Raw genomic sequence first — 25,415 nt, 5'->3', positions numbered from 1 at the left:
TGTCATGCTTTGCCGCCAGACCAGAATGAATTAGTTGTCCAGGGGACGCCATTGTGACTGATATACAATTTGAGCCTGCTGGCTCTGAACTGAATGCTGAAAACAGAGTGTTATCCAGATCGCCATCAGATACGCAGGAGACTTTGCTGGTTGCACTGCAAAGCGCACTGCGCCTGTTTGACGTCCGGCTTACGCTAAATGCTTTACGTGTGGGTATGCCTGCATTTCCACCAGACGCTGATATCAGCGCCCAGAATGACTGGGCATTGCGCACGCTGCAGAGCCGCGGCATGAGTGCTGCCTGGCAGAAGATTGACCTGACGGATGTGAAAAGCTTTGTTCTCCCCGCCATCATGCGTCTGGAAACGGGCTACTGCGTGCTGACACAGTGTAGTGAAAAGAAGTGCGCCATTATCGATCCCGCACTGGGCAGCCAGCCTGTTGAGGTCGATTTCGCTCGCCTGGCTCAGCACTATAGCGGCGAGTTGCTGCTGCTGCGACCTAAGTCTTATCTTGATCATCGTGCCGATGACATTGTCCATGTCGGTAAAGGGCACTGGTTCTGGAATACTTTGTGGGGATTCAAACGTTATATCTTTGAAGCCGCCGCATTGTCAGTCGTTATTAACCTGCTCGTTCTGGCGATGTCCGTATTCACCATGACGGTTTATAACCGGGTACTGCCTAACCAGACCTACGTAACACTCTGGACGATGGCTATCGGCGTGAGTCTGGCGTTGTTGTTTGAACTGGCTGCACGGCTGGGTCGGGCCTGGATTACCGATCGCGCCGGTAAAAAGATCGATCTGGTGTTGGGCGCACAACTTTTTCGTCACGTGCTGAACGGCAAAATGTCGGGTCGAGCCCAATCCAGCGGTGCATTTGGCAATGTCATGCAAAGCTTTGACAGCGTCCGCGAGCTTACTACGTCAGCCGCTTTAACGACGGTTGCTGACTTACCCTTTGTTTTACTCTTCCTGGTTGTAATCCATCTGGTTGCCGGGCCACTGGTCTGGTGTGTGATCCTGATATTAGTGGTCATCGTGGCGATGGTGCTGCTGATGCAGATCCCTTTGAAACGCCACGCTGAAGAGTCAATGAAAATAGGCAGTAACCGTTACGGTCTGGTTATTGAATCACTGGATAATCTTGAGACCATCAAAGTTCTGCGTGCTGAAAACCTGGTCGCCTCTAAACACGATGTTGCCAGCGTAAAACTCTCTGCAGTGAATATGAAATCGCGGTTCCTTGCCACTATGGGCTCAAGCGTCATTCAGACGACCCAGCAGTTTGGTACCGTTATTCTGCTGGTCTGGGGTGCTTATCTGGTCGGTGATGGTGATATCTCAATGGGAGGCATCATTGCCACTATGACCCTGATGGGGCGCGCCATAATGCCCATAGCAACGCTTGCCGCGCTGGGATTGCGTATTCAGCAGGCAAAAACCTCGCTGGCCATCCTCAATAAAGTGATGCAGGCCCCTGCTGAACGCGATAATGAGAAGGTTTATGTGCAGCTTCCCCAGGGCAGCCAGACCGGGATTGTCTGTCAGGGCGTTTCATTACGTTATAAAGACGATTTACCTGCCATCGTTGAGCAGCTAGATGTCCGGTTCTGTCAGGGCGAGCGGGTTGCCATACTGGGCAAAATGGGCAGCGGTAAATCTTCGCTGCTGCGCATGCTGGTTGGGCTATATCCACCCACAACAGGCACGATCACCATTGCTGGCGTAGATATAGGCCAGGTCGAGCCGGTGGAATTACGGACTCGTATCGCGCTGGTCAATCAGGAACCACGTTTTATGTATGGTTCGCTGCGTGACAACCTGGTGATGGGAGCACCCTATGCCAGCGACGAAGAACTGATGGCCGCTGCAAAAATGACCGGGGTGAGTGATATTGTCGCGGCCCATCCCATGGGCTTTGGTATGCCTGTCAGTGAGCGTGGTGAAAACTTTTCCGGCGGACAAAAGCAGGCGATAGCCCTGGCTCGCGCCATTCTGTCGAATCCGGATGTTCTGCTACTGGACGAACCTACATCGGGGATGGATATGGGGTCGGAACGCACTATCCTGCAGGCGCTCATCCCGGCAATGGAAGGCCGAACCGTGATTATCGTGACCCACCGTCCGGCAGTGCTGAAATACGTTGATCGGGTGATTGTGATGGATGAAGGCATCAAAGTAGCTGATGGGCCGCGTGAAGAGATTATCGGTTTATTAAACAGCGGGAAGATCCCGGCCGCATCGGTGCTGCGTAACGCAGCGAAACATGCTGGCGTTGAGATAAGCACAGAGCGTCAGCCACAATCTGGCGAGGTAACAGTATGAGCAGCCTGTCCCCTGATAAAAACGTTGATCAAAAGCGCCTGACCGAACATACAGCCAGTGACATGGTGAGGGCCGCCCGTCAGGATCGCTGGGAAGGCTGGCTATTTATTGCCTGGGGCAGCGTGGCGTTAATGGTGCTGGTAATCGTCTGGGCCGCCAATTTCAACATCGAAGAGGTGACAACCGGGTCAGCCAAAATTGTGCCCAGTTCCCGCGAACAGGTTTTGCAAAGCCTGGAGGGCGGTATTTTGCAGGAGTTAATGGTGCATGAAGGCGATACGGTTGAAAAAGGTCAGGTTGTGGCCAAAATCGATCCCACGCGCGCCGAAGCCTCCTTCCGCGAAAGCGCTAACCGCCTGCTGGCACTGAAAGCCCAGGCCGCGCGTCTTGAAGCAGAAGCGACCGGCAGCGAGCTTGTGTTCCCACCAGAGGTCATGAAAGTACCTGAACTGGTTACCCGTGAAACCGATGCCTGGAAACTACGCAAAAGGGCGGTAAATGAGTCAATTGAAGGCTATCTGAAGTCAAAAACATTGCTGCAGAAAGAGCTTGAAATGGCGCGACAGCTCTCAGCCAGATCGCTGCTGTCAAAAACTGAGGTTCTGAAACTTGAGCGTCAGATGAATGATGCCGAATTGCAAATTACCGAGCGAAAAAACCGCTACCGTAACGAGGCTAACGATGAACTGTCCAAAGTCGATGTTGAGATGACAAGCCTGCAGGAAACTGCCCATGGCCGCCATGATACGCTTGAGCGTACTGAAGTCCGCACGCCAGTACGAGGCATTGTTAACAGTATTAAAATCAATACGCTTGGCGGTGTGATCCAGCCTGGTGCCGCAATAATGGAGGTGACACCATTGGATGACCAGCTGCTGGTGGAAACCCGTATCCGGCCCTCTGATGTGGCTTTTCTGGCACCCGGTCAGGAAGCTGTGGTAAAAATTTCTGCCTATGACTATTCGATTTATGGCGGCCTGACCGGACATGTTCAAAGTATCAGTTCGGGCGCGCTAAAAGATGAGGAGAGTAAAGCTGCCCGCAGGCCAGGCGTCGATGATACTTATTACCGGGTAATGGTATTAACGGAAAATAATACGCTGACGAAAAGCGGCAGTCAGGAACTACGGGTGATTCCCGGTATGACGGCCACCGTTGATATTCGTACGGGCGAGAAGAGCCTGCTGCAATATCTGTTGCGTCCTCTGTTGCGCGTACAGGAAGCGTTTCGCGAAAAGTAAAACCTGCCCTGAATGTAAAAAAGCCAGCGCTATAGCTGGCTTTTTTACACAGAAGTCCGGAATTACTTCAGAATGAAGAGCCGATCAACATCGATTTCGCTATGCCCGTCATCGCGATCTACCTCACCCGTTATCCGTACCTTTTTACCAATAAGGAAGCCGTCGTCGTCTTCGTCATCCTCGTCGACATCAATACGTATACGACCCGTTGAGTCCTGTAACCAGTAGTGGTCATCGTCAGCCCGTCCACTAATCGTACCGGTAAGGGTAACATGACGTTCGTCTCGCATGTTTTTTGCTTCTGCGATGGTGGACTCCTGCCGTGCGAAAGCGGATCCTGAGCAGATCAAGGCCAGCAGCATCCATAATGTTTTTTTCATTAACACCTCCTGTTATACGAGCGCTTGCTGCACGCTGATTCTAAAAACTAAAACGGTAGCCAGCATTAACCTGACGTTGGTTAAAACGTTTTCCGTCTACCATATCGGCCTCCAGGAAGAGCGTATGGCTGCTGATTTGGGCACTCAGGCCGACGCCGTTATTCCAGCCATTTCCTTTAAAGGAAAGACGTTCATTTGATCCGTTCAGAGCATAAGCAGCATCCCCGGCATACTCGCGCATTACACCCGTTTTTACATAGGTGTTGAGTTTGTAATTGCTCTGATTGATTTCATACCCTGCCAGCACGCTTGCCCGGCTCATCAGTGATTTGTAGCTTGAAAGTGTGATATTGAGACCATTAGACGCACCTACGGAAGCACCATCCTGATGACCTGCTGTCAGCTGTAGTTGTGGTTCAAGATAAAAACCTGCCAGCCGATCAGAGAAGCTGAACTTTTTGCCCGCCTCAAGCGATCCGCTCAGACCTGAAGAGACACCGTTACCGGATACCTGGTTATTCTGTGTATCGTGAACATTGAACTGATTCCTTAGCCGGTTGACTTTCACAACGCCATCAACATAGAAACCGGCATCATTTACCCAGGTGGTGTAGAAGCCATAATGCTCAGAACGGATGTTGCCGTTACCATTTTGGTAATGAGGCGATCCTTCAGTTACCCCCATGAACAGGCCCAGATAGATCGGAATTTCATCGGACAAACGTTTATCGACCCCAAACTGATAACCGGTGTAGTTCAGGCTGAAACGGCTCAGCTTGCCATTATCAAAGCCGCTGAACCGTCCATCTATAGCGCGCAGCCAGACATTCCCGGCTGTCTTACCCTGACGAACATCACCCATACGCTGCATCAGCGTCTGCATTTCGGCATAGTTCATCAGATAGCCAGTGTTGAGGAAGTTAGCCCCTGCGTTGGCCGTGCTGGTAATAGGGGAAGTTGCGTTGTCTTGCCCGGCAGGCGCCGTGCCACCGTTATCGGCTGGAGTCGCGGCAGGCTCATTGGCAGGAGTCGCGGCAGGCTCATTAGCAGGAGTCGTGGCAGGCTCATCCGCAGGGATAACGGCCGGATCATCTGCTTCAGGGGTTTCTGGTGCTTTAGGTGAGGAGAGTACCCAGTTGTTGCCTTGCTTATTGACCGAGTAAACATAGCCACCAAGTTCCACGTCGGCGTTACCTTTAAAGGTGGCGATGCCATCAGTCGTTTCAACCACAGTCAGTACTTCGTTGCCAGTGGTGACGGCACTGCCGCGGTTCTGTATGGTCAGACCGTAATCACCGGAACTACTCTCTGTCACCACAACTTTATCGCCAATGTTATTCACGCCAGCACCATCGCCTGCCAGATTGGTGCGCAAGGCGAAGTCGCCTCTGCCGCTGAGGTTGGCGATAGTCAATGTTGAATAGGTTGCGTCATCCGAGGCTGCAGAGAGGTCAACCAGCGAGTTACTCAATGTCAGATTATCGACATTGGATGTTCGCGATACATTCCAGGTGCTGTCGGTCAGATTAACGTTCAGATGGCCATTATTGACGTTATCGCTGCTGGCGCTGCCAGACCAGAGTGAACCCGATGTCAGATTGAGGTCGATGAGTCCGGCCCGGGATAAAACGCTACCAACGATCTGCGCTTTTCCGTCGGTGGTGATGACACCTGCTGTATAACCTTCATCATATTGCGTAGCCATGGCTATCCCATCCGGGGAGCTCATATCAATGGTCAAATCACCCGTAAGATTCGCTTTACCACCAGCCATGGCGTAGACACCTGTAGCATTCTCCGGGCCGGTAATGGTCACTGCATCACCGTTAACTGTGCCACCGCTTGTGGACCAAATACCCAGGGTCATGGTATCCACATTTTTCATCATAATATCGGTGTTCTGCAGATTAATGGTTGCGCCGGTTGACTGTGCGGATACGCCATAAAAACCTGCTGAATAGACCGTATTGCGTTCTTCTTCACTGCCAATGAAGTTAACGATAGCATTGTCGCCCATAGCCACAATGCCGCCAGTCTGATCAGAGGAGATCACGCTACCAGCACCAATGTTTGAGAGGCTGTTGTCACGGCCTGACAGACCTGCAGAGGTCTCACCCGCAGTACTGATTGTCAGATGATCGGCCTTCAGCTCACCCCAGCTCCAGATGCCAGCAGAAAGATCCCCAGTGGTAATAATGGTCGAGTTGCTGCCCAGATCAACCGAACCATTATCCTGGATATTAATACCCTGCGAATTATTGCCAAGGGTGTTGATCGTCAATGCATTTGCTTTCAACGTGGCCACGCCATTAATCGACTCACCGGTCAGGTTATCAACCTGAACGGCATTACTGTTAAGGCCATTCGTCTGTAAATTACTGTCGTCGCCCAGACTGGCGTGACTTCCGTAACCACTGACGCGCAGAGCCGTTCCGCCAGTGCCCTGGGTGCTTATTTGCAGGTTATTTGCCTGCAGCGAGGAACTATTGCTGACAACGACGCCCTCGGCGAAAGAATCACCTGATGCTACCGTGGTGACCGAGGAACCGGATCCTAAACTGGCGGTTACATTTTTTCCGCCGAACTCAATGCCGACCGCTGTTTTACCGGAAACGTTGAGGGTTAACTTATCTGCAGTAAATTCACTGTTTGCCGCTTCAATAAAAATCCCTTTTGCATAACGTTCAGCATCTGTCACGCGAACTGTGCTGCCGCTGCCGATGGTAACCGTTGCGGCGGTAGCGCCATTAACCAGGATGCCATAATAACCGTCGCCAGATGACTGGTCGGCAATCAGCGTGGTGCCATCAGTTAAGATGATCTCATTGCCTGTCTGGCTTCCGATGACTGCAGCATAGCTAATCAGAGGCACAACCCCCATCCCACTTGCCAGCATTAATGCTTTTGCGATTTTATTTCGCGGGAATTTATTATTCATCTCAGTCACTCTTCCTTAAGAATTTATTGATAGTCTGATCGTTAAATGGCACCTGAATCGTGAGTTGTTATTCAGGTGTTAAGCAGCAGCGATATTTAAGCGATACCAATAAGTTGTAGTTTTTATTGATCCCATTAATGGCAGTGCGCATACAAATGTTGCGGGATTATGCAGCGGGAAAAGGATTTATGTAAAGGCATCGCAAGTGTGCCTGTTTTAAGTAAACGTTAAAGGCGATGCCCTATTCGCGAGGAATTTCCATTAAAAATTAAGATAATGCATCGATTGTAATAATGGGGTTTTTGTTAATTATCTTCACATGCATTCTAATTTTGGCTTTATTCATTTTTTAATCACTGCATTAAAGGTCTGTCTGCTTATGTGTCGCGTGAGGTTGTTAAGCGAGGGTTTAGTGGCAGCACGCTATAATTATGCATCGATACCCATAGTGGTGAGTGCAGAGTGGACGGCAGAATGGAAACATGATGATTGTCACCCCTGAGGTTAACATGTGGCCGGAGAAAGGAGGATTCCTGATAAAGTCGTTGTTGTGCTATCAGATTTAATTACACCACTGGAGAGTAAATTCTTAATTCACAAAAATAAGGTTAAGAGAGGTTTTATGTTCGTCACAAACAGGTTAGCAGGAGTTTCACTGATGTTACTGGCTTCACTACTTATCGCCTGCACACCGAACAGCAAGGAACCGCAGCGTTTAACAATGCGTAATCCAGCCAGTGAATATTGCGTTAATCGCGGTGGTCAGCAGGTCCAGGAAAAATCTTCGGCATATTGCCTGCTACCCTCTGGAGAAAAGATTGAGCAGTGGGCTCTGTATCATCGTGACCATCTGAAATGAATTCCCGTTTTGTTCGCCTGCATGCTCCCTGTTCGGGCGAACAACATTTAAATTTAATGGTATTGCATCATCTGAATCTGCTTAATACACCCTTGCTTAACGACTGAGCAGCCTTTTTTATCACCCTGACACGATTTGCCGTTCCGTGATCGGTGCTGGTGGAGCATGAGCTAAATTGGCAGCATATCGCCTGAACAGATAATCATTATCGTAGTCGTGTGAGTCCGTAAGGCATTATTTGTACGAGCTTTTCTGAATACAACAGATGAAGCCAGTTTTGGCGTCATATTTAAAACGGTTTACAGTGGTCTGGCAGGTTTGTCTTACTATTTCTTACAGCGCTTTATGTCGTGCGTTTGTTGAGAATGACAGAGCATCACAGCACTAAAGGTGATGCTCTGATTTATCTGTTCACCGATTCTGCCCGACGGAGATCAAAATGCATCGCGCCAGGATTATCAGGAATTGATGATCTGCAGGGTGATCAGCCCTCAGCAGATAATGGGTTATGAGTGATCATGCCCTCCTTTTTACGCCTCAGCACACCAGTCTCCATACTTCTGAAGGAACTTCACTGTAGGTTTCATTCATTATTAGTTCGGCTTTACGATGATCGTAAGCGCCTTCAAATGAAGAGAGGTCGTCACCAGGCAGTTTTTTCCGCATATAGCTTGTTACGATATCCAGAATATCGGTTGACGGGCAGTTCCTTAACTTATTCAGATAGTAGACTTTGTCCATAATATTCTTGCTGCTTTAACCTGTGAAATGAGCTTATACGCAGTCTGAACTTAATTTATGCAGACGCGCCGTTATATCAATGCTGCCAGGCGAGAGTAAGCGGCTCCTGACACCAGATATACTTGTTTCCTTACGCATCGGATACATTCGGGCGCGATCACTCGCACGCGAAGTTCCATTAGCCGGCTAAGCGAAAGGTTAATTTCTGAAAGTAAATTTTAATGGCATGATACATTAATTTAATATCTTCATTGATTTTGCTGATCTTCCCCAATCCCATAACAAATTGAACAGAAAAGCATAGGTCAGAAAAAATAGCACAAGTCCGGATTCAAGTCTCAACGCTGAGAATAGCGTAATATCCAGCCACCATGCTGCAAAGGGGATTAACACTAATAACAGACCCGCCTCAAACAGAACGGCATGGAGGCATCTCATTCGCAAGTTCTTTTTAAATCCTGTTTTTAGCTGAACACTGTCAAACATCAGGTTGAACAGGTAGTTCCATCCCATAGCCAGAGTCGATGAGACCAATGTAAGCAACAACGACTGCGATGGTGCTGCGGAGGTAAAAATAATCAGGATAAAGAAAACCAGCACATTAGCGACAACTTCGAATACCACCGCGTGCAGCACTCTCTCAGTTCTGGTACGCACCGGATATAAACACTTTTCCAAATCAGACGCTCATTAATTAGTCAGGCACCGTACTGGCGCAGGAAAAATTCAGGGTGGCCGTAATATCAGTGAAACGGTTCTTCATACTGCCCTGTTTTAAACCGACGAGAACTTAGCATCAACCTGGCAGAAAGTGAAACCCAATAGGAATATGACGATAAAAACCCATTAAGTTTTGATATTTATCAATTCTGCAAAGTACGCTTTTAATGGCTAACCGTTCAGGACTGCGAGTGTTATTCCTGCTCTGTTTCCGCACATCTGTCGCACATTAATTCACCCGTTTCACTTCGCTGTTTGTTCAGTCGGATACGATATTAACGTCATTACTCTGCATCTGAATATTAAAACCATAAAAAATGCGTATTTAGATTTATATTTTAATATTTAGATGATAGTTAGATTTTTTATCTGACATAAAGGGGCGGTTTCAGCTTGTCACTGCGATCAGATTATCTGTGGCAGGCTATTTTCTATGCACTTCTGAGCCAGTGAGCCACTTTCCCGGGCACTGCTTCGCGCGGGAAATAGTGCTGAATGCAATGATCGACGGCAGGTAAAGCATATTTCTTTACCGGTGGATATGACACAACGGGCAATCTTTACAGACAGTTTTCTGCCGTATAAATGATGAAATCCACTTTTCCGTTAATGTAGATATCGGGTTTCTCTCCCTGCTCCAGATAATTCAGCATCAGCTGCAGCGCGAGCTGGGCATGCTGCCGGGTGTTTTGATCCAGTGTCAGCGCAACGCTCTGCTGCGCCATCAGCGTGCGGGTGGTGGCGTAAAGCTCATGAGTGATCCAGATGCACTGATTCAGCCGACGATGTCGTGCCAGCGCCTGCCCGATCTCGGTATTCCCCAGCCCGGTGTTATAAATGCCCTGCAGATGACCGCTCTGAACCAGCTGCTTCTCCAGCAACTTACTGAGGGTGTCGCGATTTTCCTGGGCGGCCAGAACTTCACGTAACTGAAGATGGGGAAACCGACTGGTTATCAGGTCACGAAACCCTTCAATACGCTGACGATGCGCGCTGTAATCCCGGTGCCCACTGACCATCAACACCTCACCGGGTTGATGCAGCATTTTGCCCATCAGCTGAGCGGCTGTACGTCCGGCCTGCAACTGATTGATCCCCACATGACAGAGCCGGGCGGCACCGGGTAAATCGGTGACCAGCGAGATCACCGGTACGCCACGCGCGTGGCAATGGTCCAGCGCCTCATAGATTGCCGGATGTTCATGGGCAAAAACGATCAAACCATCCCGCGTTTCACCGCCCTGCCTGATAAGCTTTGCCAGACGTTCTGGCTGAGCCTCGGGGACAAAAGTGCGGCGCAGCGTTAACCGGCGATAGCCCAGATGCGAGGCAACCTCAGTAAAATCCTGTGCCAGCTGCTTAAAGAAAAACGAATCGTTGCTGCTCAGCAGCAGTTCTATCTGCCACGGATGACGATGCTCCTCCGGCAGGATCCGCTTCAGCCCGACTTCACGTGCTGCCTGCAGCACCCTGTGAACCGTCTCCGGCGCGACGCCGCCACGTTCATTGAGCACCCGATCCACGGTTGCCAGTCCCACACCTGCCCGTCGGGCGACCTCTTTCAGCGACATGCCGATCTCCTCTGAGGTAAACACCTCAAAACACCGTGCCGCCAGTGTAAAACGCAGCGTTATCCTGCAGATGCATCTTTCTGCCGGACTATGATGGAGTTCAAAAAAATGAATAAAAAGCAACGTGTTGCCCTGCTGGGGTGTGGCTTTATTGGTGAAGTTCATGCCGCGAATCTTCAGGCGCACCCCGGAGTTGAGTTGGTATGGGTCGCGGATGCGGATCCCGCGCGCGCCGCCGCCTTTGCGACCCGCTTTGGTGCCCGGGCCGCGTCTGTCACCGAGGCGATAAATGATGAGCAGATTGGTATGGTGCTGATCGCCAGCGCGACGCCGACCCATGCTGACTTACTGGAAGCCGCAGCCCGCGCCGGTAAAGCTATTTACTGTGAAAAACCGGTCGATCTCTCTCTTGAGCGGGCCCGCTCTGCCGTGGCTAATGTTCTCCCCTACAACGTGCCGGTCACAGTAGGGTTTAATCGGCGTTTTGATGTCAGCCATCAGCAGCTGAAGCAACAACTCCGCCAGGGGCGGATCGGCCCGGCGGAACTGATTCAGATGGTCTGCCGCTCCTCAGCCATGCCGCCGCTGGCCTATCTTCAGGCGTCCGGCGGGCAAATGCGCGATCAGGCTATCCACTTTTTTGACCTGCTGCGCTGGCTGACTGAAGAGGAGGTGACAGAGGTGGCTGCGATGGGTGCTGCGCTGGCTCTGCCCTCGATCAGCGAATTTGACGACGTGGACACCAGCACGCTGCTATTGCGGCTGCAGGGCGGGGCGCTGGCACAGCTCGATAATGTCCGCCGCACCGGCTATGGCTACGATGAACGCATCAGTGTGATGGGACCGCACGGGATGCTGGAATCAGCCTCTCAGCCACAGCGCGGCGTCAGCTGCTATCAGGGTGCGCAGATTCAGCAGCCAGGCTTGTTGCCCGACTGGTTCAGCCGGGTGCAGCCAACTTACTATGCTCATCTGGATGCATTTATCCGATCGCTGAACGGTGAGCAGGTTGACGATCTTCCTGGCCTTGAGGATGGACTGAAAGCCCAGGCGATTGCGGAAGCTGCGGTGATCTCCCTGGCGGAACGGCGTTTCTGTGCGGTGGAAAAACTACCGTTCTGATTCAGCGTGGCACCCTGGCAAAAAATAATTTTATTTTTATCGAATAGAAACCGGCGCTGAGCTGTTTACCGTACAGCGCCGCGCTAGCGGACTGCATCCGGCGGGCTTTATCGCCTGTCTCACAGACCCGATAAGGATAAATTATGACAACGCGTTCTGGTTTTTCTCTGCTTGCCGTTCCGGCACTGCTGCTGATGCTGCACTCTCCGCTGAGTATGGCGATGGGCGACAATGACAGTGATAAAAAGACGCCTGACTGCCCCAAAGGTCAGGTCTATGACAGTCAAACTAAAAGTTGTGTGCCTGAGAAGACCAGCAAGCTGAGTGACGACGATAAAACCCGCTATGCCTGGCATCTGGCGAAAAAGGGCGAATATCAGGCGGCGCTGAACCTGCTGGATACGCTGAAAAATCAGGATACCCGCGAAGCCTGGAACTATCGTGGTTACGCTACCCGTAAACTGGGCCGCACGGACGAGGGCATTGGCTATTATCAGCGCGCCATTGCACTTGATCCCCGTTACGCTAAAGTGCGTGAATATCTGGGCGAAGCCTGGATGATCAAAGGGCGTCCGGATCTGGCGCGCGAACAGTTAAAAACCATTGCCGGGATTTGTGGCACAGACTGCGAGGAATATCGCGATCTGCAGGCCGCGATCAATGGCCACCCCGAGGTCTGATGCGGAAGGGAGGAGCGAAAAATCACTCACAGTGACATCCGTCAGCACCTTGCGGAACATCTGACGCGGCTCTGGCGTTACGGCTATGTGCTGTCACACAACCGTGACATGGCAGAAGAGCTGGTGCAGTCAACCTGCGTACGCGCGCTGGAACGCAGCGCGCAGTTCACGCCGGGCACACGCATTGATCGATGGCTTTTTTCGATCCTTCACTCCATCTGGGCCAGTGATTTACGGGCGCGAAAGGTCCGGCAGGGACAGGGATTCGTGGATCCCGATGCGCTGCTGGCCGCAGATAACCACGCCACCAGCGACGACAACCGCCATTTCCAGCGCATTATGCTACAGGTTAACGTCTTACCCGAGGCGCAGCGTAATGCACTGTTTCTGGTTTATGTCGAAGGTCTGACCTATCAGGAGGCGGCAGAGACGCTCTCGGTTCCGATTGGCACTATTATGAGCCGTCTGGCCGCCGCACGTGCCACGCTGGCCAGACAGCCGGCGACCTCGCCCGCACAGCAGGAGAAACGGAGATGAACAGGGAAACTTTTACGCCACCGTGGCGTGACGAGGCGATCGTTGCCTGGCTGGATGGTGAGATGACGCCACAGGAAGCCGTGCAGTTTGAGCAGGCGATGGCAGGGGATCCCGAACTGGCGGCACGGGTTGAGCATTTACAGCACAGTAATCTCGATTTTGAACAGGCTTTTGCGCCGCTGCTGGAACAGGCACCGCAGGCCAGAATGGCACAGCAACTGGCAGCCATCACGGCACCAGAGTCAATGCCAGCCAAAGGCTACAGCCGTCGGGCACTGATTGCTGCGTCTGTCAGCTTTTTGCTGGTGGGCAGTGGCATCGGTTTCCTGGCAAGACCGGAAGATGATGAGAAAGATGAAAGCCAGAATATCCGCGATCTGGAGGCGCGTTATATGTCGCTCTACAGTGCTGAAACGCTGGCCGATACGCCTGATGACGCCGCCATGCTGCAAAGGGGGCTGGACCGTACCCGACTCGATTTAGGATTGCAGCTGCATCCTCAGCAACTCAGCCTGCCAGGGGCTGAACTGAAAATGGTGCGGATCCTGCGCTACGAACGGACGTCGATTGCACAAATCGCCTGGCTGCATGCTGATTATGGCCCGATGGCGCTCTGTATCTCGCCTGAGCCGGACAGCGCGAATCCCATCGCCCATGAAAAGCGCCATGGCATGCAACTGGCCTGGTGGAAGCGTGACGGCTATCAATATGTGCTGATTGGCCGCAACCCACCGGCTCAACTGGCTGCCACAGCGGAAACATTGCAGACAGCACTCAGTTAATCGGACCCTTCAGCGGTTACCGCTACAGCGGCTTTCTGCCCTGCGCGGCAATGGCCAGCGCAATGTTGACGCGATCATCAACCACCCCGACCAGCCGATCCATTCCGAAGGCTGAGCGGGAGATGGCGGTGGAGGCATGTAGCGCCAGCGAACCTGAAGCCGGATCAATTGTCTTTCCGCTGTCCAGCGAGGCCAGCATCACGACTGGCCGGCTGACATTTTTAACCGTCAGCATACCAAAAATACGATAATTGCCGCCACCCAGTGAGGCCACGCGACTACTGACAAAGTGAATGTTTGGGTAACGCTCTGCATCAAAAAACAGGTTACTTTTCAGTTGCCAGGTTAACAGGCTGTTCGAGGCCACCAGTGTCCCTACCGGAATAGTCACTTCAATACGATCGTCACGGTCTTCATCAGGGTTGAGTGTCACCGTGCCGCTCACACCCTGCAGTCTGGCCTGCGAAAATTGGTGACCAAAGGCGCGCCATGAAAGGCCTATCGACGTTTTATCGGGGGTAATGGCATAGGTTACCGGCGCGGCGTAAAGCACCGGGCTGAGCAGGGCTAACAGAGTGCATAAACAGGCGGCACGCATCATCACTATTTTCTCTTTTTTAGGCAGACCCAACGTTAACGCCTGAAACCGCGATCCTATTCACTTTTTTTAGCACTGTTTTTACCTTACAGGCACAGATAATCTGACAGATATTAACTGACTGTCACCTGAGAATCACCAAAGTGTAATGATTATTGCAAGGGCAGAACATTAATAACGAAAAATATTAAGAATACATTAAGACGGCTTTATTAATCTGTGATTCATCCTGAGATGAGCGGAGCGCTATTTTTTCGATGTGATACTGTGAGTAGCAGGCTGAATTTAGCCCAGCAATATCAGCGTGTTAATTTTTCTCTCCAGAAGTGACTTCATCCGGATGAGCTGAACCCTGCTCTGGTGACTAACAGAGCCTGCTGATTTTAAACAAAATATCAATAAATCAAAAAGAGTTGAGGCCAGAGCTATTATTAGCCATTTAATAGTGAACTTTTTCTGAAATCCTTAACTTGCTCTCCCTTGATTTTATTTAAATTCACACTCTTCATTTAATGTTCAGTTAACTTTCATACGGTATTTTGTATTAGCAGTCCGGTAACCTTAATTCCAGAACGGGAAAGCGTGGTGTCGATAACACCCTGGCCGACTGTGAGTCATTCGCTATTTCAATTATTTTCTGGCGTTGTGCCTGATTAACAACGCGCGACAGCTTATGGGTTTGATCTGCAGGAGCTTTAGCATGGATTTTTTGCCATTTTCCCGGCCTTCATTCGGTGATGAAGAGCTGGCTGCTGTTAAAGCGGTATTTGACTCTGGCTGGATAACGACCGGGGCAAAATGCGCCGAACTGGAGCAGGCCTTTGTTCAGATGACCGGCAACCAGCACGCCATTGCAGTAAGCTCTGCCACTGCCGGAATGCATGTCACGCTGATGGCGATGGGGATCGGGCCTGGCGATGAGGTGATCACGCCGTCCATGACCTGGGTCTCTACCCTGAACCTGATCACGCTTCTGGATGCCACGCCGGTGATGATTGATGTGGATCCCGACAACCTGATGGTCACGCCGGACCGGATAGCGCAGGCGATTACGCCCCGCACCCGCGCCATTATTCCGGTGCATTACGCTGGTGCACCTGCCGATCTCGCGCCAATCTATCAACTGGCTGAGCAGCGTGGGATTGCCATCATTGAAGATGCGGCTCACGCGGTGGGCACCACATATCACCAAAAGCCGGTCGGGCAGCGCGGTACGGCGATTTTCTCTTTCCACGCCATCAAGAATATCACCTGCGCGGAAGGAGGCCTGGTGGTGACCGATGACGCCACTCTCGCCGATCGTATACGCAGCCTGAAGTTTCATGGCCTGGCGGTGGATGCGTTTGATCGTCATACCCAGGGGCGTCTGCCGCAGGCGGAAGTCATGATGCCGGGCTTTAAATATAATCTGCCCGATATCAGCGCGGCGATTGCGCTGGTGCAGTTACAGAAACTGCCGGGCTTTATTGCCCGCCGCCGTGAGATTGCCGAACGCTATCTTGAAGCGCTGCGCACGCTGCCGTTCACGCCGCTGTCACTGCCCGCCTGGCCACATCAGCATGCGTGGCACCTGTTTATTATTCGCATTGATGAACAGCGCTGCGGTCTGTCGCGCGATGCCTTTATGCAGGCACTGAAGACGCGGGATATCGGCAGCGGATTGCATTTCCGTGCGGCGCATACCCATAAATATTATCGCGAGCACTATCCCGATTTACGTCTTCCCGCCAGTGAACTTAACAGCCAGCAGATGTGTTCGATTCCACTGTTTCCGTCAATGACGGATCAGGATGTCGAACGTGTGATTCAGGCTTTACATGACATTGCCGGAGCCTGAGATGCGCGATATTAAACCGATCAATATGCTCTCCGTGGTCATCCCGGTCTATAACGAGCAGGAGAGTCTGCCGGAGCTGCTTCAGCGCACCTGCGCCGCCTGTGACTCAATTAAGATTGAGTATGAAATTCTGCTGGTGGATGACGGCAGCAGCGATCGTTCTGCCGAACTGATTGAACAGGCCGCCACCGTTCCCGGCAGCCGGATAACGGGTGTGCTACTCAACCGCAACTACGGTCAGCATTCCGCCATCATGGCCGGATTCAGCCAGGTTCGTGGCGATCTGATTATTACGCTGGATGCCGATCTGCAGAACCCGCCGGAAGAGATCCCGCGGCTGGTAGACGCCGCACGTCAGGGTTATGACGTGGTGGGTACCGTCCGTCAGCAGCGCCAGGACAGCTGGTTCCGTCGGAAGGCCTCGCGCACGCTCAACCGGCTGATTCAGCGGGTCACCGGTAAGGCGATGGGCGATTACGGCTGCATGCTGCGCGCCTATCGTCGCCACATCGTCGAGGCGATGCTCAACTGTCACGAACGCAGCACTTTTATTCCGATCCTGGCCAACACCTTTGCCCGACACACCATTGAGCTGCCGGTGATCCATGCCGAGCGCGCTTTTGGCGATTCGAAATACAGCTTTATGCGCCTGATTAACCTCATGTATGACCTGGTGACCTGTCTGACCACCACGCCGCTGCGATTGCTCAGCGTGGTCGGCAGCCTGATTGCGCTCTCCGGCTTCGCCTTCTCTTTGATATTGATCGTGTTGCGACTCTTTTTTGGTGCGGCCTGGGCGGGTGACGGCGTCTTCGTGTTGTTCGCCGTGCTGTTCATGTTTATCGGCGCCCAGTTTGTGGGTATGGGACTGCTCGGGGAGTACATCGGGCGCATTTACAACGACGTTCGGGCACGTCCGCGCTATTTCGTTCAACGCATTGTTCACGCTCCAGAAGAGCCTTCAGTACAGGATATTCAATCATGAAGACCGTTGTTTTCGCCTATCACGACATGGGCTGTGTCGGCATCAATGCGCTGCTGAGTGCAGGCTATGAGATCACCGCCATTTTTACTCACAACGATGTGGCGACCGAAAACCACTTTTTCGGCTCAGTAGCCCGTCTGGCGGCAGAGCATGGCATTCCGGTCTATGCACCTGACGAGGCGAATCACCCGATCTGGCTTGACCGCATCCGCACCATGGCACCAGAGATGATCTTCTCTTTCTACTATCGCCATCTGCTGAGTGATGAGATCCTGCAATGCGCTCAAAAGGGTGCTTTTAACCTGCACGGCTCGCTGCTGCCAAAATATCGCGGCCGGGCACCGCTGAACTGGGCGCTGGTCAACGGCGAAACTGAAACGGGCGTTACGCTACATCGCATGGTGAAGCGTGCGGATGCCGGTAATATTCTGGCGCAGCAGAAGGTCGCTATTGAGGATCAGGACAACGCGCTGACGCTGCATCGTAAACTGACCCAGGCTGCAGAGCAGTTGCTCGGCGACGTTTTACCTCGTCTGCGCGAGGGTGAGGTGAGTGAATGGCCACAGGATGAGCGTCAGGCGACCCGGGTTGACCGTCGCACGGCCGAAGATGGCCGCATTGACTGGAATCAGCCTGCTCAGACGATTCACAATCTGGTCAGAGCGGTTACCGATCCGTGGCCTGGGGCATTCGCCTTTGCCGGTTCGGTTAAATTTATCGTCTGGAAGAGCCGGGTTCATCCGCAGCAGCATCAGGCAAAGCCAGGGACGGTACTTTCTAAGCAGCCCTTCCTGATCGCCTGTGGCGTGGGTGCGCTGGAAATCCAGACCGGCCAGTCCGAGCATGGCGTTTACATGAATGGCAGTCAGCTGGCGCAGAGTCTGGGCATCGTCCCTGGCGCGCTGCTCTATTCAAAACCGCAGTCGGCGCTGCAACGTCGTACCCGCGTGCTGATCCTTGGCGTTAACGGCTTTATCGGTAATCATCTCACTGAGCGTTTGTTACAGGATGAGCATTTCGAGGTCTATGGCCTGGATATCAGTTCAGACGCGATCAGCCGCTTCCTGGATCATCCGCGCTTCCATTTCGTCGAAGGGGATATCGCTATCCATTCCGAATGGATTGAGTATCACATCAAAAAATGCGACGTCATCCTGCCGCTGGTAGCCATCGCCACGCCAATTGAGTACACCCGCAATCCACTGCGCGTGTTTGAGCTCGATTTCGAAGAGAACCTGAAAATCATTCGCGACTGTGTGAAGTATCAGAAGCGCATCATTTTCCCATCCACTTCAGAAGTTTACGGCATGTGTACCGATGACAGCTTCGATGAGGATTGCTCTAATCTGGTCGTCGGGCCGATCAACAAACAGCGCTGGATCTACTCGGTATCCAAACAGCTGCTGGACCGCGTTATCTGGGCCTACGGCGAAAAAGAGGGGCTGCGTTTTACCCTGTTCCGTCCGTTCAACTGGATGGGACCGCGTCTGGATAACCTTAATGCAGCGCGCATCGGCAGTTCCCGCGCGATAACCCAGCTCATTCTTAACCTGGTAGAAGGCTCGCCCATTAAGCTGATTGACGGCGGCAAACAGAAGCGCTGCTTTACCGATATTCAGGATGGCGTTGAGGCGCTATTCCGCATTATCGAAAACAAACAGCTGAATTGTGATGGTCAGATCATCAATATCGGTAATCCGGACAACGAAGCCAGTATCAAAGAGCTGGCCGAGCAGCTGCTGGCCAGCTTTGAACGTCATCCGCTGCGCAGCCAGTTCCCGCCGTTTGCCGGTTTCCGCGAAGTAGAAAGCAGCAGCTACTACGGCAAAGGCTATCAGGATGTGGAGCACCGTAAACCGGCTATCCGCAATGCGCGTCGCCTGCTCGGCTGGACACCGACCGTGACGATGGATGTCACTATCGACAACACGCTCGACTTCTTCCTGCGCACCGTTGAGCCACAGGCTGATAAGTGATGAAGAAGATCGGTCTGCGGATTGACGTAGATACCTGGCGCGGCACGAAGCAGGGCGTGCCGGCGCTGCTTGAGCTGTTCCGGCGTCATGCGGTGCGGGGCAGCTTTTTCTTCAGCGTGGGACCAGACAACATGGGCCGCCATCTCTGGCGGCTGGTGAAACCGGCGTTTCTTATGAAGATGCTGCGCTCCCGTGCCGCGTCGCTCTATGGCTGGGACATCCTGCTCGCCGGAACGGCGTGGCCGGGAAAGCAGATGGGACGGAGATTGCGGCACATCATGCAGGACGCCACTCGTCAGCACGAAGTCGGTCTGCACGCCTGGGACCATTTTGCCTGGCAGACCTGGGCCGGCGTCTGGCCGCAGGATAAGCTGGTTGAGCAGATAGCACGCGGCACCGAAACGCTGAGTGAGATACTCGGTCATCCTGTCAGCTGTTCGGCCGCCGCGGGCTGGCGAGCCGATGGCCGGGTGATCGCCGCCAAACAGGACTTTGGCTTTCACTACAACAGCGACTGTCGCGGCAGCGGCCCGTTCCGGCCCATGCTGCCGGATGGACAGATCGGTACCGTACAGATTCCGGTGACGTTGCCCACATGGGATGAAGTGGTTGGCCGCGAGGTCAGCGCAGAAGGCTATAACGACTACATTCTGGCGAAAATGCTCTCTTCTGATGATGGGGCGGTCTACACCGTGCATGCCGAAGTCGAAGGGATTATCGGCTACCCGGACTTTGACCAGCTGCTGGCTGCTGCGGACCGTCACGGCATTCAGTTCTGTCCGTTAAGCGAGCTGCTGCCCGACGATCTAAGTACCTTGCCGGTGGGCAGGGTGGTCAGAGGCGAAATCCCCGGACGGGAAGGGTGGCTGGGCTGCCAGAAACTGACTGAAGAGGCGAACTAGTGCGGATACGTAACAACACGAAGTGGCTACTTTTTTTCAGCTTTTTTATTCTCTATTACCTGCTTCCGCCGATGTTCCGCGATCTCTGGCAGCCGGATGAGACCCGTTATGCGGAGATCAGCCGGGAGATGCTGGCAACCGGTAACTGGGTGACGCCACACTTCTTCGGTCTGCGCTATTTTGAAAAACCAATTGCGGGTTACTGGGTCAACTCGCTGGGTCAGTGGCTGTTTGGCCACAACAACTTTGGCGTGCGGGCGGGATCGATATTCTCCACGGCGATGACCGCCGTGCTGATCTACTGGCTCGGCAGGCGGTTGTTTGGTTCGGCACGCACGGCTGCCGTCGGCACGATTATTTTCCTCAGTTCGCTGCTGGTCTATGGCGTTGGCACCTATGCGGTGCTCGATCCGATGCTGATGCTCTGGCTGGCTGCCGCGATGTGCAGCTTCTGGCTGGCGACGGAGGCCAGCGGACGCGCCGGGCGGGCGGGCGGCTATCTGCTGCTGGGTCTCGCCTGCGGCATGGGGTTTATGACCAAAGGCTTTCTGGCGCTGGCAGTGCCTGTGCTGGCGATTCTGCCTTGGGCGATCTGGCGGCAGCGACTGCGCGAACTGCTCTGCTTCGGTCCGCTGGCTCTACTCTCAGCCGCGGCGATCAGCGCACCCTGGGCGCTGGCGATCTATCATCAGGCACCGGATTTCTGGCACTACTTCTTCTGGGTTGAGCATATTCAGCGCTTTGCTGAGGACAATGCCCAGCACAAAGCGCCTTTCTGGTATTACCTGCCGGTTCTGCTGCTGGGAACGCTGCCGTGGCTGGCGCTGTTACCGGGCGCATTGATGACCGGCTGGCGCGAGCGTCAGCAGCATCCCGGTGCGCTCTATCTGCTGAGCTGGACGGTGATGCCGCTGCTGTTTTTCAGCCTGGCAAAAGGCAAGCTGCCAACCTATATCCTGCCCTGTTTTGTGCCGCTGTCGCTGCTGATGGCGCACTATGGCCTGAACGCCGCACAGCGGGCAGGGCGCCCATTAACAGTCAATGGCTGGCTCAACCTGATTTTCGGCATCATTACCCTGGCAACGGTCGTGCTGGTGCTCGCTCCCTGGAGTGTGACGCATCATCCGCTGTTCACCACGCACGAGATGCTGAAGCTTGCGCTGGGGGCACTGGCATTTCTCATCTGGGGGCTGGTGGGCGCATATAGCTGCCGCTCTGCACAGCGCCGCTGGCTGGCGGCCGCGCTTTGCCCGCTGGGCGTCGCGCTGTTTATTGGCGCGGCAATCCCGGATAAAATCCGCGACGCCAAACAGCCGCAGCGTTTTGTCTCGACGATCAGCCAGCGTCTGGCCTCAAGTCACTTTATCCTGGCGGACAATCCCGGCGTGGCATCTGCCGCAGCCTGGCATCTGCAACGTAGCGATATCGGCTTCTATGACACCAAAGGCGAGCTGGAATATGGGCTGGGCTACCCTGATGCGCAATCCCGCTTTGTCTCTCAGGCGGACTTCGGCGGCTGGCTTGCCGATCATCGCCGTACGGGAAGCGTATCACTGCTGTTGCTGGTTGATTCAGTACACAGTGATATCGGCGAGGATGTTCCGGTGCCGGACGCCGTCTATCGCCAGGGCAGGCTGGTCTGTCTCTATTACAGTCAGATGAAGTGATGCTGCTGCTGATTATACTGGTCAGTCTGCTCAGCTGCAGTGCGCAACTGTGCCAGAAACAGGCGACCCATGCGGCATCGCGCCAGGTCCGCTTAAGCTGGATTGGGGTGAGCGTGCTGTTGCTGGGTGTCGCGATGCTTCTCTGGCTGCTGGTGCTGCAGCGGGTGCCTGTCAGCCAGGCCTATCCGATGCTGAGCCTTAACTTCATTTTCGTTGCGCTGGCAGGACGCATCCTCTGGCGCGAGCGCCTGACGCTGCGCCAGATCTTCGGCACGCTACTGGTGGTGACGGGTGTGGCGCTGATGGCGAGCCAGCTATGAAAGGGTATGGATGGGTCGCATGCAGCGTGCTGCTGGTCTCAGCGGCACAGCTGATGATGCGCTGGGCGATGCCGCGTCTGCCCGATGTCAGCAGCATAACGTCGCTGCCTGCTGTTGCCCTGCTGCCCGCCTTGCTGCTGCTGGCCGGGCTGGGCGCTTATGGTGTTTCAATGCTCTGCTGGATTCGGGCGCTGCGCTATTTTCCGCTGAACCGCGTCTATCCGCTGCTCAGCCTCAGTTATGTGCTGGTGTGGCTGGTGGCTGTCTGTCTGCCGGTATTCCATGAGGCGTTCAGCTGGCACAGCCTGGCGGGCGTAGTGATTATTGTCATCGGCCTGCTGTGTATCGTGGTTAAGCCCTGATTTAAGAATATTGTTAGTGTTTTCGCATCAACTATGCTTTTTCTTAGCCTTTTCGGGCAGCGATTAAGGCTAAACGCGTACAGGGATTAACAGGTAACGGCTGGTTAGCAGAGCGGTTTTATCTTAGTGGCTAACGCACCTATATCGCTGACGATCAGATCGGGTGCAGGTGCCAGCGGGTAGAGTGCCTGTCCTTTGCGGGTAATAAATGCAGTTTTCATGTCTGCACGTTTTGCTCCACCCACATCCCAGCCATGCGCAGCCACTATCATGCACTCTGAGACGGGCTTGCCCATCTCCTTCATCGCTTACTGATGCGCTGGAGAGACTCTATCCGCTGAAACAGGCATGCAATGAGAACGGGGACTGTGAAACGTTCATGTTTGCAGAAATGTACTGCGGCGGGATAACGGACATTTATGCCTGTATCGGTGTGCGTTACTTCCGCCTGCTTAATTACACCCACATGACCGATGCTACCTTATGCTGATTGCCTGATTGAAGCCGGATTTAATCCATCAGTTCAGATGTCCGTCAGTTGATTTGATATTGATCCTGTCACGGTGGATATGGCGTTTATACAGCTTTCCCTGCTGGGCATTGCAGCCGAGGTTGTCACCGGTAATACGCTGACGCTGGAGTTTAACCGGGTGCGCTATACACCGGCTTACTATCTCAACGATTTTGAAGAACGTCTCAAAAGCCAGCGCCGGATCAAGGCGATGCTGGATTTTATCAGAGCAATGTAGGCCATGGACAAAACAGCAGGAAACTACATGGTAGGGAAGCAGTGGTTACGGGTTTGTATGGGGTGCATGAGTAATGCAGAAATTGCACAATATACGAAATTTCGTATAATGAGGTGATGATGCGTAAGAAAATCAGTTTTATTGACAGCAGTCTTGAGGATCTACGGGCTTTCCCGGAAGAGGCCCGGACCGCATCAGGGTATCAGCTTGACCTGATCCAGCAGGGACTGGAGCCGGACGACTGGAAGCATTTTGCTACGGTAGGTCAGGGAGCACGTGAAATCCGAATCCGGGGTAATGACGGCATTTTCCGGATCATGTATGTCGCCAAATTTGAAGAAGCCGTGTATGTGCTGCACTGTTTCCAGAAAAAGACACAAAAGACCAGCCAGAGTGACGTAGAACTTGCCCGAAATCGTTATCGCCGATTGGTTGAGGAGCGTAAAAAATGAATATTCAGACTTTTGATAATGTGTGGGACGCTCTTAGCGAAACGCCAGAGCAGGCGGAAAATATGAAACTCCGCGCCGAGTTAGTAGGCCGCCTGAATAGCTGGATTAAACGTAATGGCCTGAATCAGGCCACTGCTGCTGCTGCGCTGGGCGTTTCACAGCCCAGAGTGTCCGAGCTGGCAGGAGGTCGGATCAACTGCTTTTCAATTGATAAGCTGGTCAGCATGATGTCACATGCCGGACTGCACATAACCAGTATTGAGATAAGCGAACCAGAGGAAGCTTGAGCTGCCTTTTTGCATCGCGCGAACTGCCAGGACGGTAGCCCCTTCGGGGCAGGATAAACCCGGTGCTGATGCACCGGCTATACCCTTTCACCTGACCGTCTTCATCCCTTCCCATCTGACGCTGATAGCTTGCCGTTTCTGCTATCAAGTGACGCTACCAAATTGGCCATCTGCAGAAGTGCGCATAATGTAATTTATGTTAAATTGTAGCAGGTACAGCCACATCTCCCAGCCGTATTGACGGTGTTTTATGATTCCATCACTCATCTGGCTTTGCGAAGTGAGTCGAAGAATGATTATGCTTCGATTATTAGAGATCGTACGATGAAGCAGTGTATCCGAAAAAATTAAAAATAATCCGAACGGCTACCTGCAGGCATTGCAGATCTGTTCACCATCAATACAGACGGTTTTTTGCCTGTGGTAACATACAGCGGTTATTTTTCAGAGCCGGGACTGATGAAGAAGAAGAAAACCGCACACCAACTCCTCACGATGCCACGTTCCGGCAGTTTCTGACCCACCCGGATGTCGCCCGTGATTTCATGGAACTCCACTTGCCCGCAGAGCTGCGTGCTATCTGTGACCTCAGTACGCTAAAGCTGGAATCCGGCTCGTTCGTCGAGGATGACCTGAGGCAGTACTTTAGCGACGTGCTCTACAGTCTGAAAACCACAGCCGGTGAGGGTTATGTCCACGTGCTCATTGAGCACCAGTCTTCACCTGATAAACACATGGCTTTTCGCCTGATGCGTTATGCGGTGGCTGCCATGCAGCGCCACCTTGAGGCGGGCCATAAGAAGTTGCCACTGGTGATACCCGTGCTGTTCTATACGGGTAAACGCAGCCCGTATCCTTACTCCACCCGGTGGCTGAATGAGTTTGATGATCCGGCGCTGGCAGGCAAACTCTACAGCAGCGCTTTCCCGCTGGTTGACGTTACCGTCATTCCTGATGATGAAATCGCCGGCCATCGCAGCATAGCCGCCCTGACCCTGCTGCAGAAACATATTCATCAGCGGGATCTGGCAGAACTGACTGACCGGCTGGCGCCCATTCTGCTGGCCGGCTATCTGTCTTCATCACAGGTGATATCGCTGGTACACTATATTGTACAGGCAGGCGAAACAGCCGACGCCGAAGGTTTTGTGCGCGAACTGGCACAGCGTGTGCCGCAACACGGAGACGCACTTATGACCATCGCACAACAGCTCGAACAGAATGGCATTCAGAAGGGTATCCAGTTAGGCAGGCAGGAAGGCCGGAATGAAGGCAAGCTGGAAGTTGCCCGTACCATGCTGCAGAACGGTCTCGACCGTAATACCGTCATGAAAATGACCGGACTGACTGAAGACGACCTGGCGCAGATCCGCCACTGA

At 53.1% G+C, this 25,415-nt stretch carries 24 protein-coding genes and 1 pseudogene; 18 read left to right on the top strand and 7 right to left on the bottom strand.

The features are described 5' to 3' along the window. Nucleotides 1–53 precede the first annotated feature (53 nt). Both ACXKZD_RS19515 and ACXKZD_RS19510 read left to right on the top strand, forming a co-directional pair. The gene (locus tag ACXKZD_RS19515) at nt 54–2,330 is read left to right on the top strand and encodes a type I secretion system permease/ATPase (protein WP_158601662.1); all 2,277 of its coding nucleotides are present in this window, start codon (nt 54–56) and stop codon (nt 2,328–2,330) included. Further along, a complete protein-coding gene (locus ACXKZD_RS19510; protein WP_010257175.1) occupies nt 2,327–3,571 on the top strand; it encodes an HlyD family type I secretion periplasmic adaptor subunit in 1,245 nt (414 codons plus the stop codon). The genes ACXKZD_RS19515 and ACXKZD_RS19510 overlap by 4 nt, the downstream gene beginning before the upstream one ends. A gap of 62 nt (nt 3,572–3,633) precedes the next feature. Here the strand turns inward: ACXKZD_RS19510 and ACXKZD_RS19505 are convergent, their stop codons facing one another. Together ACXKZD_RS19505 and ACXKZD_RS19500 are read right to left on the bottom strand one after the other, a co-directional pair. Continuing rightward, complete coding sequence (locus ACXKZD_RS19505) at nt 3,634–3,951, bottom strand: NirD/YgiW/YdeI family stress tolerance protein (protein WP_033760000.1); 318 nt, start codon at nt 3,949–3,951, stop codon at nt 3,634–3,636. Between the two features lie 40 nt (nt 3,952–3,991). Then, nucleotides 3,992–6,889, bottom strand: a complete 2,898-nt coding sequence (locus ACXKZD_RS19500; RefSeq protein ID WP_400370089.1) for an autotransporter outer membrane beta-barrel domain-containing protein — start codon at nt 6,887–6,889, stop codon at nt 3,992–3,994. Between the two features lie 658 nt (nt 6,890–7,547). On the opposite strand from ACXKZD_RS19500, the gene ACXKZD_RS19495 reads away from it, so the two are divergent. Continuing rightward, nucleotides 7,548–7,748, top strand: a complete 201-nt coding sequence (locus tag ACXKZD_RS19495) for a putative hemolysin (RefSeq protein ID WP_235194761.1) — start codon at nt 7,548–7,550, stop codon at nt 7,746–7,748. 537 nt (nt 7,749–8,285) lie between these two features. Here the strand turns inward: ACXKZD_RS19495 and ACXKZD_RS19490 are convergent. From ACXKZD_RS19490 to ACXKZD_RS19480, 3 genes are all read right to left on the bottom strand, one after another. Further along, the gene (locus tag ACXKZD_RS19490; RefSeq protein ID WP_010257166.1) at nt 8,286–8,489 is read right to left on the bottom strand and encodes an Hha/YmoA family nucleoid-associated regulatory protein; all 204 of its coding nucleotides are present in this window, start codon (nt 8,487–8,489) and stop codon (nt 8,286–8,288) included. A 234-nt stretch (nt 8,490–8,723) separates the two neighbouring features. Continuing rightward, a complete protein-coding gene (locus tag ACXKZD_RS19485; RefSeq protein WP_033759997.1) occupies nt 8,724–9,167 on the bottom strand; it encodes a PACE efflux transporter in 444 nt (147 codons plus the stop codon). A 602-nt stretch (nt 9,168–9,769) separates the two neighbouring features. Beyond that, nucleotides 9,770–10,780 carry a LacI family DNA-binding transcriptional regulator gene (locus tag ACXKZD_RS19480; protein ID WP_033759995.1) on the bottom strand — a complete coding sequence of 337 codons (1,011 nt, stop codon included), beginning with the start codon at nt 10,778–10,780 and terminating at the stop codon, nt 9,770–9,772. 108 nt (nt 10,781–10,888) lie between these two features. On the opposite strand from ACXKZD_RS19480, the gene ACXKZD_RS19475 reads away from it, so the two are divergent. The 4 genes from ACXKZD_RS19475 (at nt 10,889) to ACXKZD_RS19460 (ending at nt 13,901) form a co-directional block, all read left to right on the top strand. Then, nucleotides 10,889–11,902, top strand: coding sequence for a Gfo/Idh/MocA family oxidoreductase (locus ACXKZD_RS19475; protein WP_033786442.1), 1,014 nt, complete (start codon nt 10,889–10,891; stop codon nt 11,900–11,902). A 143-nt stretch (nt 11,903–12,045) separates the two neighbouring features. Next, nucleotides 12,046–12,582 (top strand): tetratricopeptide repeat protein, encoded by a 537-nt coding sequence (locus ACXKZD_RS19470; RefSeq protein WP_033786309.1) that lies wholly within the window; start codon nt 12,046–12,048, stop codon nt 12,580–12,582. Between the two features lie 87 nt (nt 12,583–12,669). Then, on the top strand, nt 12,670–13,119 hold the full coding sequence (locus ACXKZD_RS19465) for a sigma-70 family RNA polymerase sigma factor (protein ID WP_375139590.1): 450 nt from the start codon (nt 12,670–12,672) through the stop codon (nt 13,117–13,119). Then, nucleotides 13,116–13,901 carry an anti-sigma factor family protein gene (locus tag ACXKZD_RS19460; protein ID WP_022624292.1) on the top strand — a complete coding sequence of 262 codons (786 nt, stop codon included), beginning with the start codon at nt 13,116–13,118 and terminating at the stop codon, nt 13,899–13,901. The genes ACXKZD_RS19465 and ACXKZD_RS19460 overlap by 4 nt, the downstream gene beginning before the upstream one ends. Before the next feature lie 22 nt (nt 13,902–13,923). On the opposite strand, the gene ACXKZD_RS19455 is transcribed toward ACXKZD_RS19460, so the two are convergent. Then, nucleotides 13,924–14,502 (bottom strand): YceI family protein, encoded by a 579-nt coding sequence (locus ACXKZD_RS19455; RefSeq protein WP_182505186.1) that lies wholly within the window; start codon nt 14,500–14,502, stop codon nt 13,924–13,926. A 697-nt stretch (nt 14,503–15,199) separates the two neighbouring features. On the opposite strand from ACXKZD_RS19455, the gene arnB reads away from it, so the two are divergent. Genes arnB through arnF form a run of 7 tightly spaced genes read left to right on the top strand, consistent with a single transcriptional unit; the run spans nt 15,200 to nt 22,548 of the window. Further along, complete coding sequence (arnB, locus tag ACXKZD_RS19450) at nt 15,200–16,336, top strand: UDP-4-amino-4-deoxy-L-arabinose aminotransferase (RefSeq protein ID WP_182505183.1); 1,137 nt, start codon at nt 15,200–15,202, stop codon at nt 16,334–16,336. A gap of 1 nt (nt 16,337) precedes the next feature. Beyond that, entirely contained in the window at nt 16,338–17,321 is a 984-nt protein-coding gene (gene arnC / locus ACXKZD_RS19445) for an undecaprenyl-phosphate 4-deoxy-4-formamido-L-arabinose transferase (protein WP_033759991.1), read from the top strand. After that, entirely contained in the window at nt 17,318–19,297 is a 1,980-nt protein-coding gene (arnA, locus tag ACXKZD_RS19440) for a bifunctional UDP-4-amino-4-deoxy-L-arabinose formyltransferase/UDP-glucuronic acid oxidase ArnA (protein ID WP_033759989.1), read from the top strand. Before arnC ends, arnA begins: the two co-directional genes overlap by 4 nt. Beyond that, entirely contained in the window at nt 19,297–20,199 is a 903-nt protein-coding gene (gene arnD / locus ACXKZD_RS19435; RefSeq protein ID WP_045139865.1) for a 4-deoxy-4-formamido-L-arabinose-phosphoundecaprenol deformylase, read from the top strand. The genes arnA and arnD overlap by 1 nt, the downstream gene beginning before the upstream one ends. Continuing rightward, the gene (gene arnT / locus ACXKZD_RS19430) at nt 20,199–21,866 is read left to right on the top strand and encodes a lipid IV(A) 4-amino-4-deoxy-L-arabinosyltransferase (protein WP_187508474.1); all 1,668 of its coding nucleotides are present in this window, start codon (nt 20,199–20,201) and stop codon (nt 21,864–21,866) included. Before arnD ends, arnT begins: the two co-directional genes overlap by 1 nt. After that, nucleotides 21,866–22,186, top strand: coding sequence for a 4-amino-4-deoxy-L-arabinose-phosphoundecaprenol flippase subunit ArnE (arnE, locus tag ACXKZD_RS19425; protein ID WP_033770065.1), 321 nt, complete (start codon nt 21,866–21,868; stop codon nt 22,184–22,186). The genes arnT and arnE overlap by 1 nt, the downstream gene beginning before the upstream one ends. After that, the gene (gene arnF, locus ACXKZD_RS19420) at nt 22,183–22,548 is read left to right on the top strand and encodes a 4-amino-4-deoxy-L-arabinose-phosphoundecaprenol flippase subunit ArnF (RefSeq protein WP_010257128.1); all 366 of its coding nucleotides are present in this window, start codon (nt 22,183–22,185) and stop codon (nt 22,546–22,548) included. Before arnE ends, arnF begins: the two co-directional genes overlap by 4 nt. Nucleotides 22,549–22,652: 104 nt before the next feature. Here the strand turns inward: arnF and ACXKZD_RS19415 are convergent, their stop codons facing one another. Then, complete coding sequence (locus tag ACXKZD_RS19415) at nt 22,653–22,844, bottom strand: hypothetical protein (RefSeq protein WP_488982110.1); 192 nt, start codon at nt 22,842–22,844, stop codon at nt 22,653–22,655. A gap of 177 nt (nt 22,845–23,021) precedes the next feature. On the opposite strand from ACXKZD_RS19415, the pseudogene ACXKZD_RS19410 reads away from it, so the two are divergent. From ACXKZD_RS19410 to ACXKZD_RS19395, 4 genes and pseudogenes are all read left to right on the top strand, one after another. After that, nucleotides 23,022–23,297: pseudogene (locus ACXKZD_RS19410) on the top strand (N-6 DNA methylase); the annotation flags it as partial. Between the two features lie 119 nt (nt 23,298–23,416). After that, nucleotides 23,417–23,749 carry a type II toxin-antitoxin system RelE/ParE family toxin gene (locus ACXKZD_RS19405; protein WP_031292300.1) on the top strand — a complete coding sequence of 111 codons (333 nt, stop codon included), beginning with the start codon at nt 23,417–23,419 and terminating at the stop codon, nt 23,747–23,749. After that, entirely contained in the window at nt 23,746–24,036 is a 291-nt protein-coding gene (locus tag ACXKZD_RS19400; RefSeq protein WP_022624282.1) for a helix-turn-helix domain-containing protein, read from the top strand. Before ACXKZD_RS19405 ends, ACXKZD_RS19400 begins: the two co-directional genes overlap by 4 nt. 428 nt (nt 24,037–24,464) lie before the next feature. Beyond that, nucleotides 24,465–25,415, top strand: a complete 951-nt coding sequence (locus ACXKZD_RS19395; protein ID WP_050442347.1) for an Rpn family recombination-promoting nuclease/putative transposase — start codon at nt 24,465–24,467, stop codon at nt 25,413–25,415.

This window comes from Pantoea sp. ABR1s (assembly GCF_057812235.1).
Note: the sequence above shows the minus strand (reverse complement) of the source record. Positions and strands in the feature narration are given on the sequence as shown.

Bases quoted from the DNA above. Each gene is read 5' to 3' on its own strand.
- ACXKZD_RS19510 (WP_010257175.1), top strand. From the start codon at position 2,327: ATGAGCAGCCTGTCCCCTGATAAAAACGTTGATCAAAAGCGCCTGACC.
- ACXKZD_RS19505 (WP_033760000.1), bottom strand. From the start codon at position 3,951: ATGAAAAAAACATTATGGATGCTGCTGGCCTTGATCTGCTCAGGATCC.
- ACXKZD_RS19500 (WP_400370089.1), bottom strand. From the start codon at position 6,889: ATGAATAATAAATTCCCGCGAAATAAAATCGCAAAAGCATTAATGCTG.
- ACXKZD_RS19495 (WP_235194761.1), top strand. From the start codon at position 7,548: ATGTTACTGGCTTCACTACTTATCGCCTGCACACCGAACAGCAAGGAA.
- ACXKZD_RS19490 (WP_010257166.1), bottom strand. From the start codon at position 8,489: ATGGACAAAGTCTACTATCTGAATAAGTTAAGGAACTGCCCGTCAACC.
- ACXKZD_RS19480 (WP_033759995.1), bottom strand. From the start codon at position 10,780: ATGTCGCTGAAAGAGGTCGCCCGACGGGCAGGTGTGGGACTGGCAACC.
- ACXKZD_RS19475 (WP_033786442.1), top strand. From the start codon at position 10,889: ATGAATAAAAAGCAACGTGTTGCCCTGCTGGGGTGTGGCTTTATTGGT.
- ACXKZD_RS19470 (WP_033786309.1), top strand. From the start codon at position 12,046: ATGACAACGCGTTCTGGTTTTTCTCTGCTTGCCGTTCCGGCACTGCTG.
- ACXKZD_RS19460 (WP_022624292.1), top strand. From the start codon at position 13,116: ATGAACAGGGAAACTTTTACGCCACCGTGGCGTGACGAGGCGATCGTT.
- ACXKZD_RS19455 (WP_182505186.1), bottom strand. From the start codon at position 14,502: ATGATGCGTGCCGCCTGTTTATGCACTCTGTTAGCCCTGCTCAGCCCG.
- arnB (WP_182505183.1), top strand. From the start codon at position 15,200: ATGGATTTTTTGCCATTTTCCCGGCCTTCATTCGGTGATGAAGAGCTG.
- arnC (WP_033759991.1), top strand. From the start codon at position 16,338: ATGCGCGATATTAAACCGATCAATATGCTCTCCGTGGTCATCCCGGTC.
- arnA (WP_033759989.1), top strand. From the start codon at position 17,318: ATGAAGACCGTTGTTTTCGCCTATCACGACATGGGCTGTGTCGGCATC.
- arnD (WP_045139865.1), top strand. From the start codon at position 19,297: ATGAAGAAGATCGGTCTGCGGATTGACGTAGATACCTGGCGCGGCACG.
- arnE (WP_033770065.1), top strand. From the start codon at position 21,866: ATGCTGCTGCTGATTATACTGGTCAGTCTGCTCAGCTGCAGTGCGCAA.
- arnF (WP_010257128.1), top strand. From the start codon at position 22,183: ATGAAAGGGTATGGATGGGTCGCATGCAGCGTGCTGCTGGTCTCAGCG.
- ACXKZD_RS19415 (WP_488982110.1), bottom strand. From the start codon at position 22,844: ATGGGCAAGCCCGTCTCAGAGTGCATGATAGTGGCTGCGCATGGCTGG.
- ACXKZD_RS19405 (WP_031292300.1), top strand. From the start codon at position 23,417: ATGCGTAAGAAAATCAGTTTTATTGACAGCAGTCTTGAGGATCTACGG.
- ACXKZD_RS19400 (WP_022624282.1), top strand. From the start codon at position 23,746: ATGAATATTCAGACTTTTGATAATGTGTGGGACGCTCTTAGCGAAACG.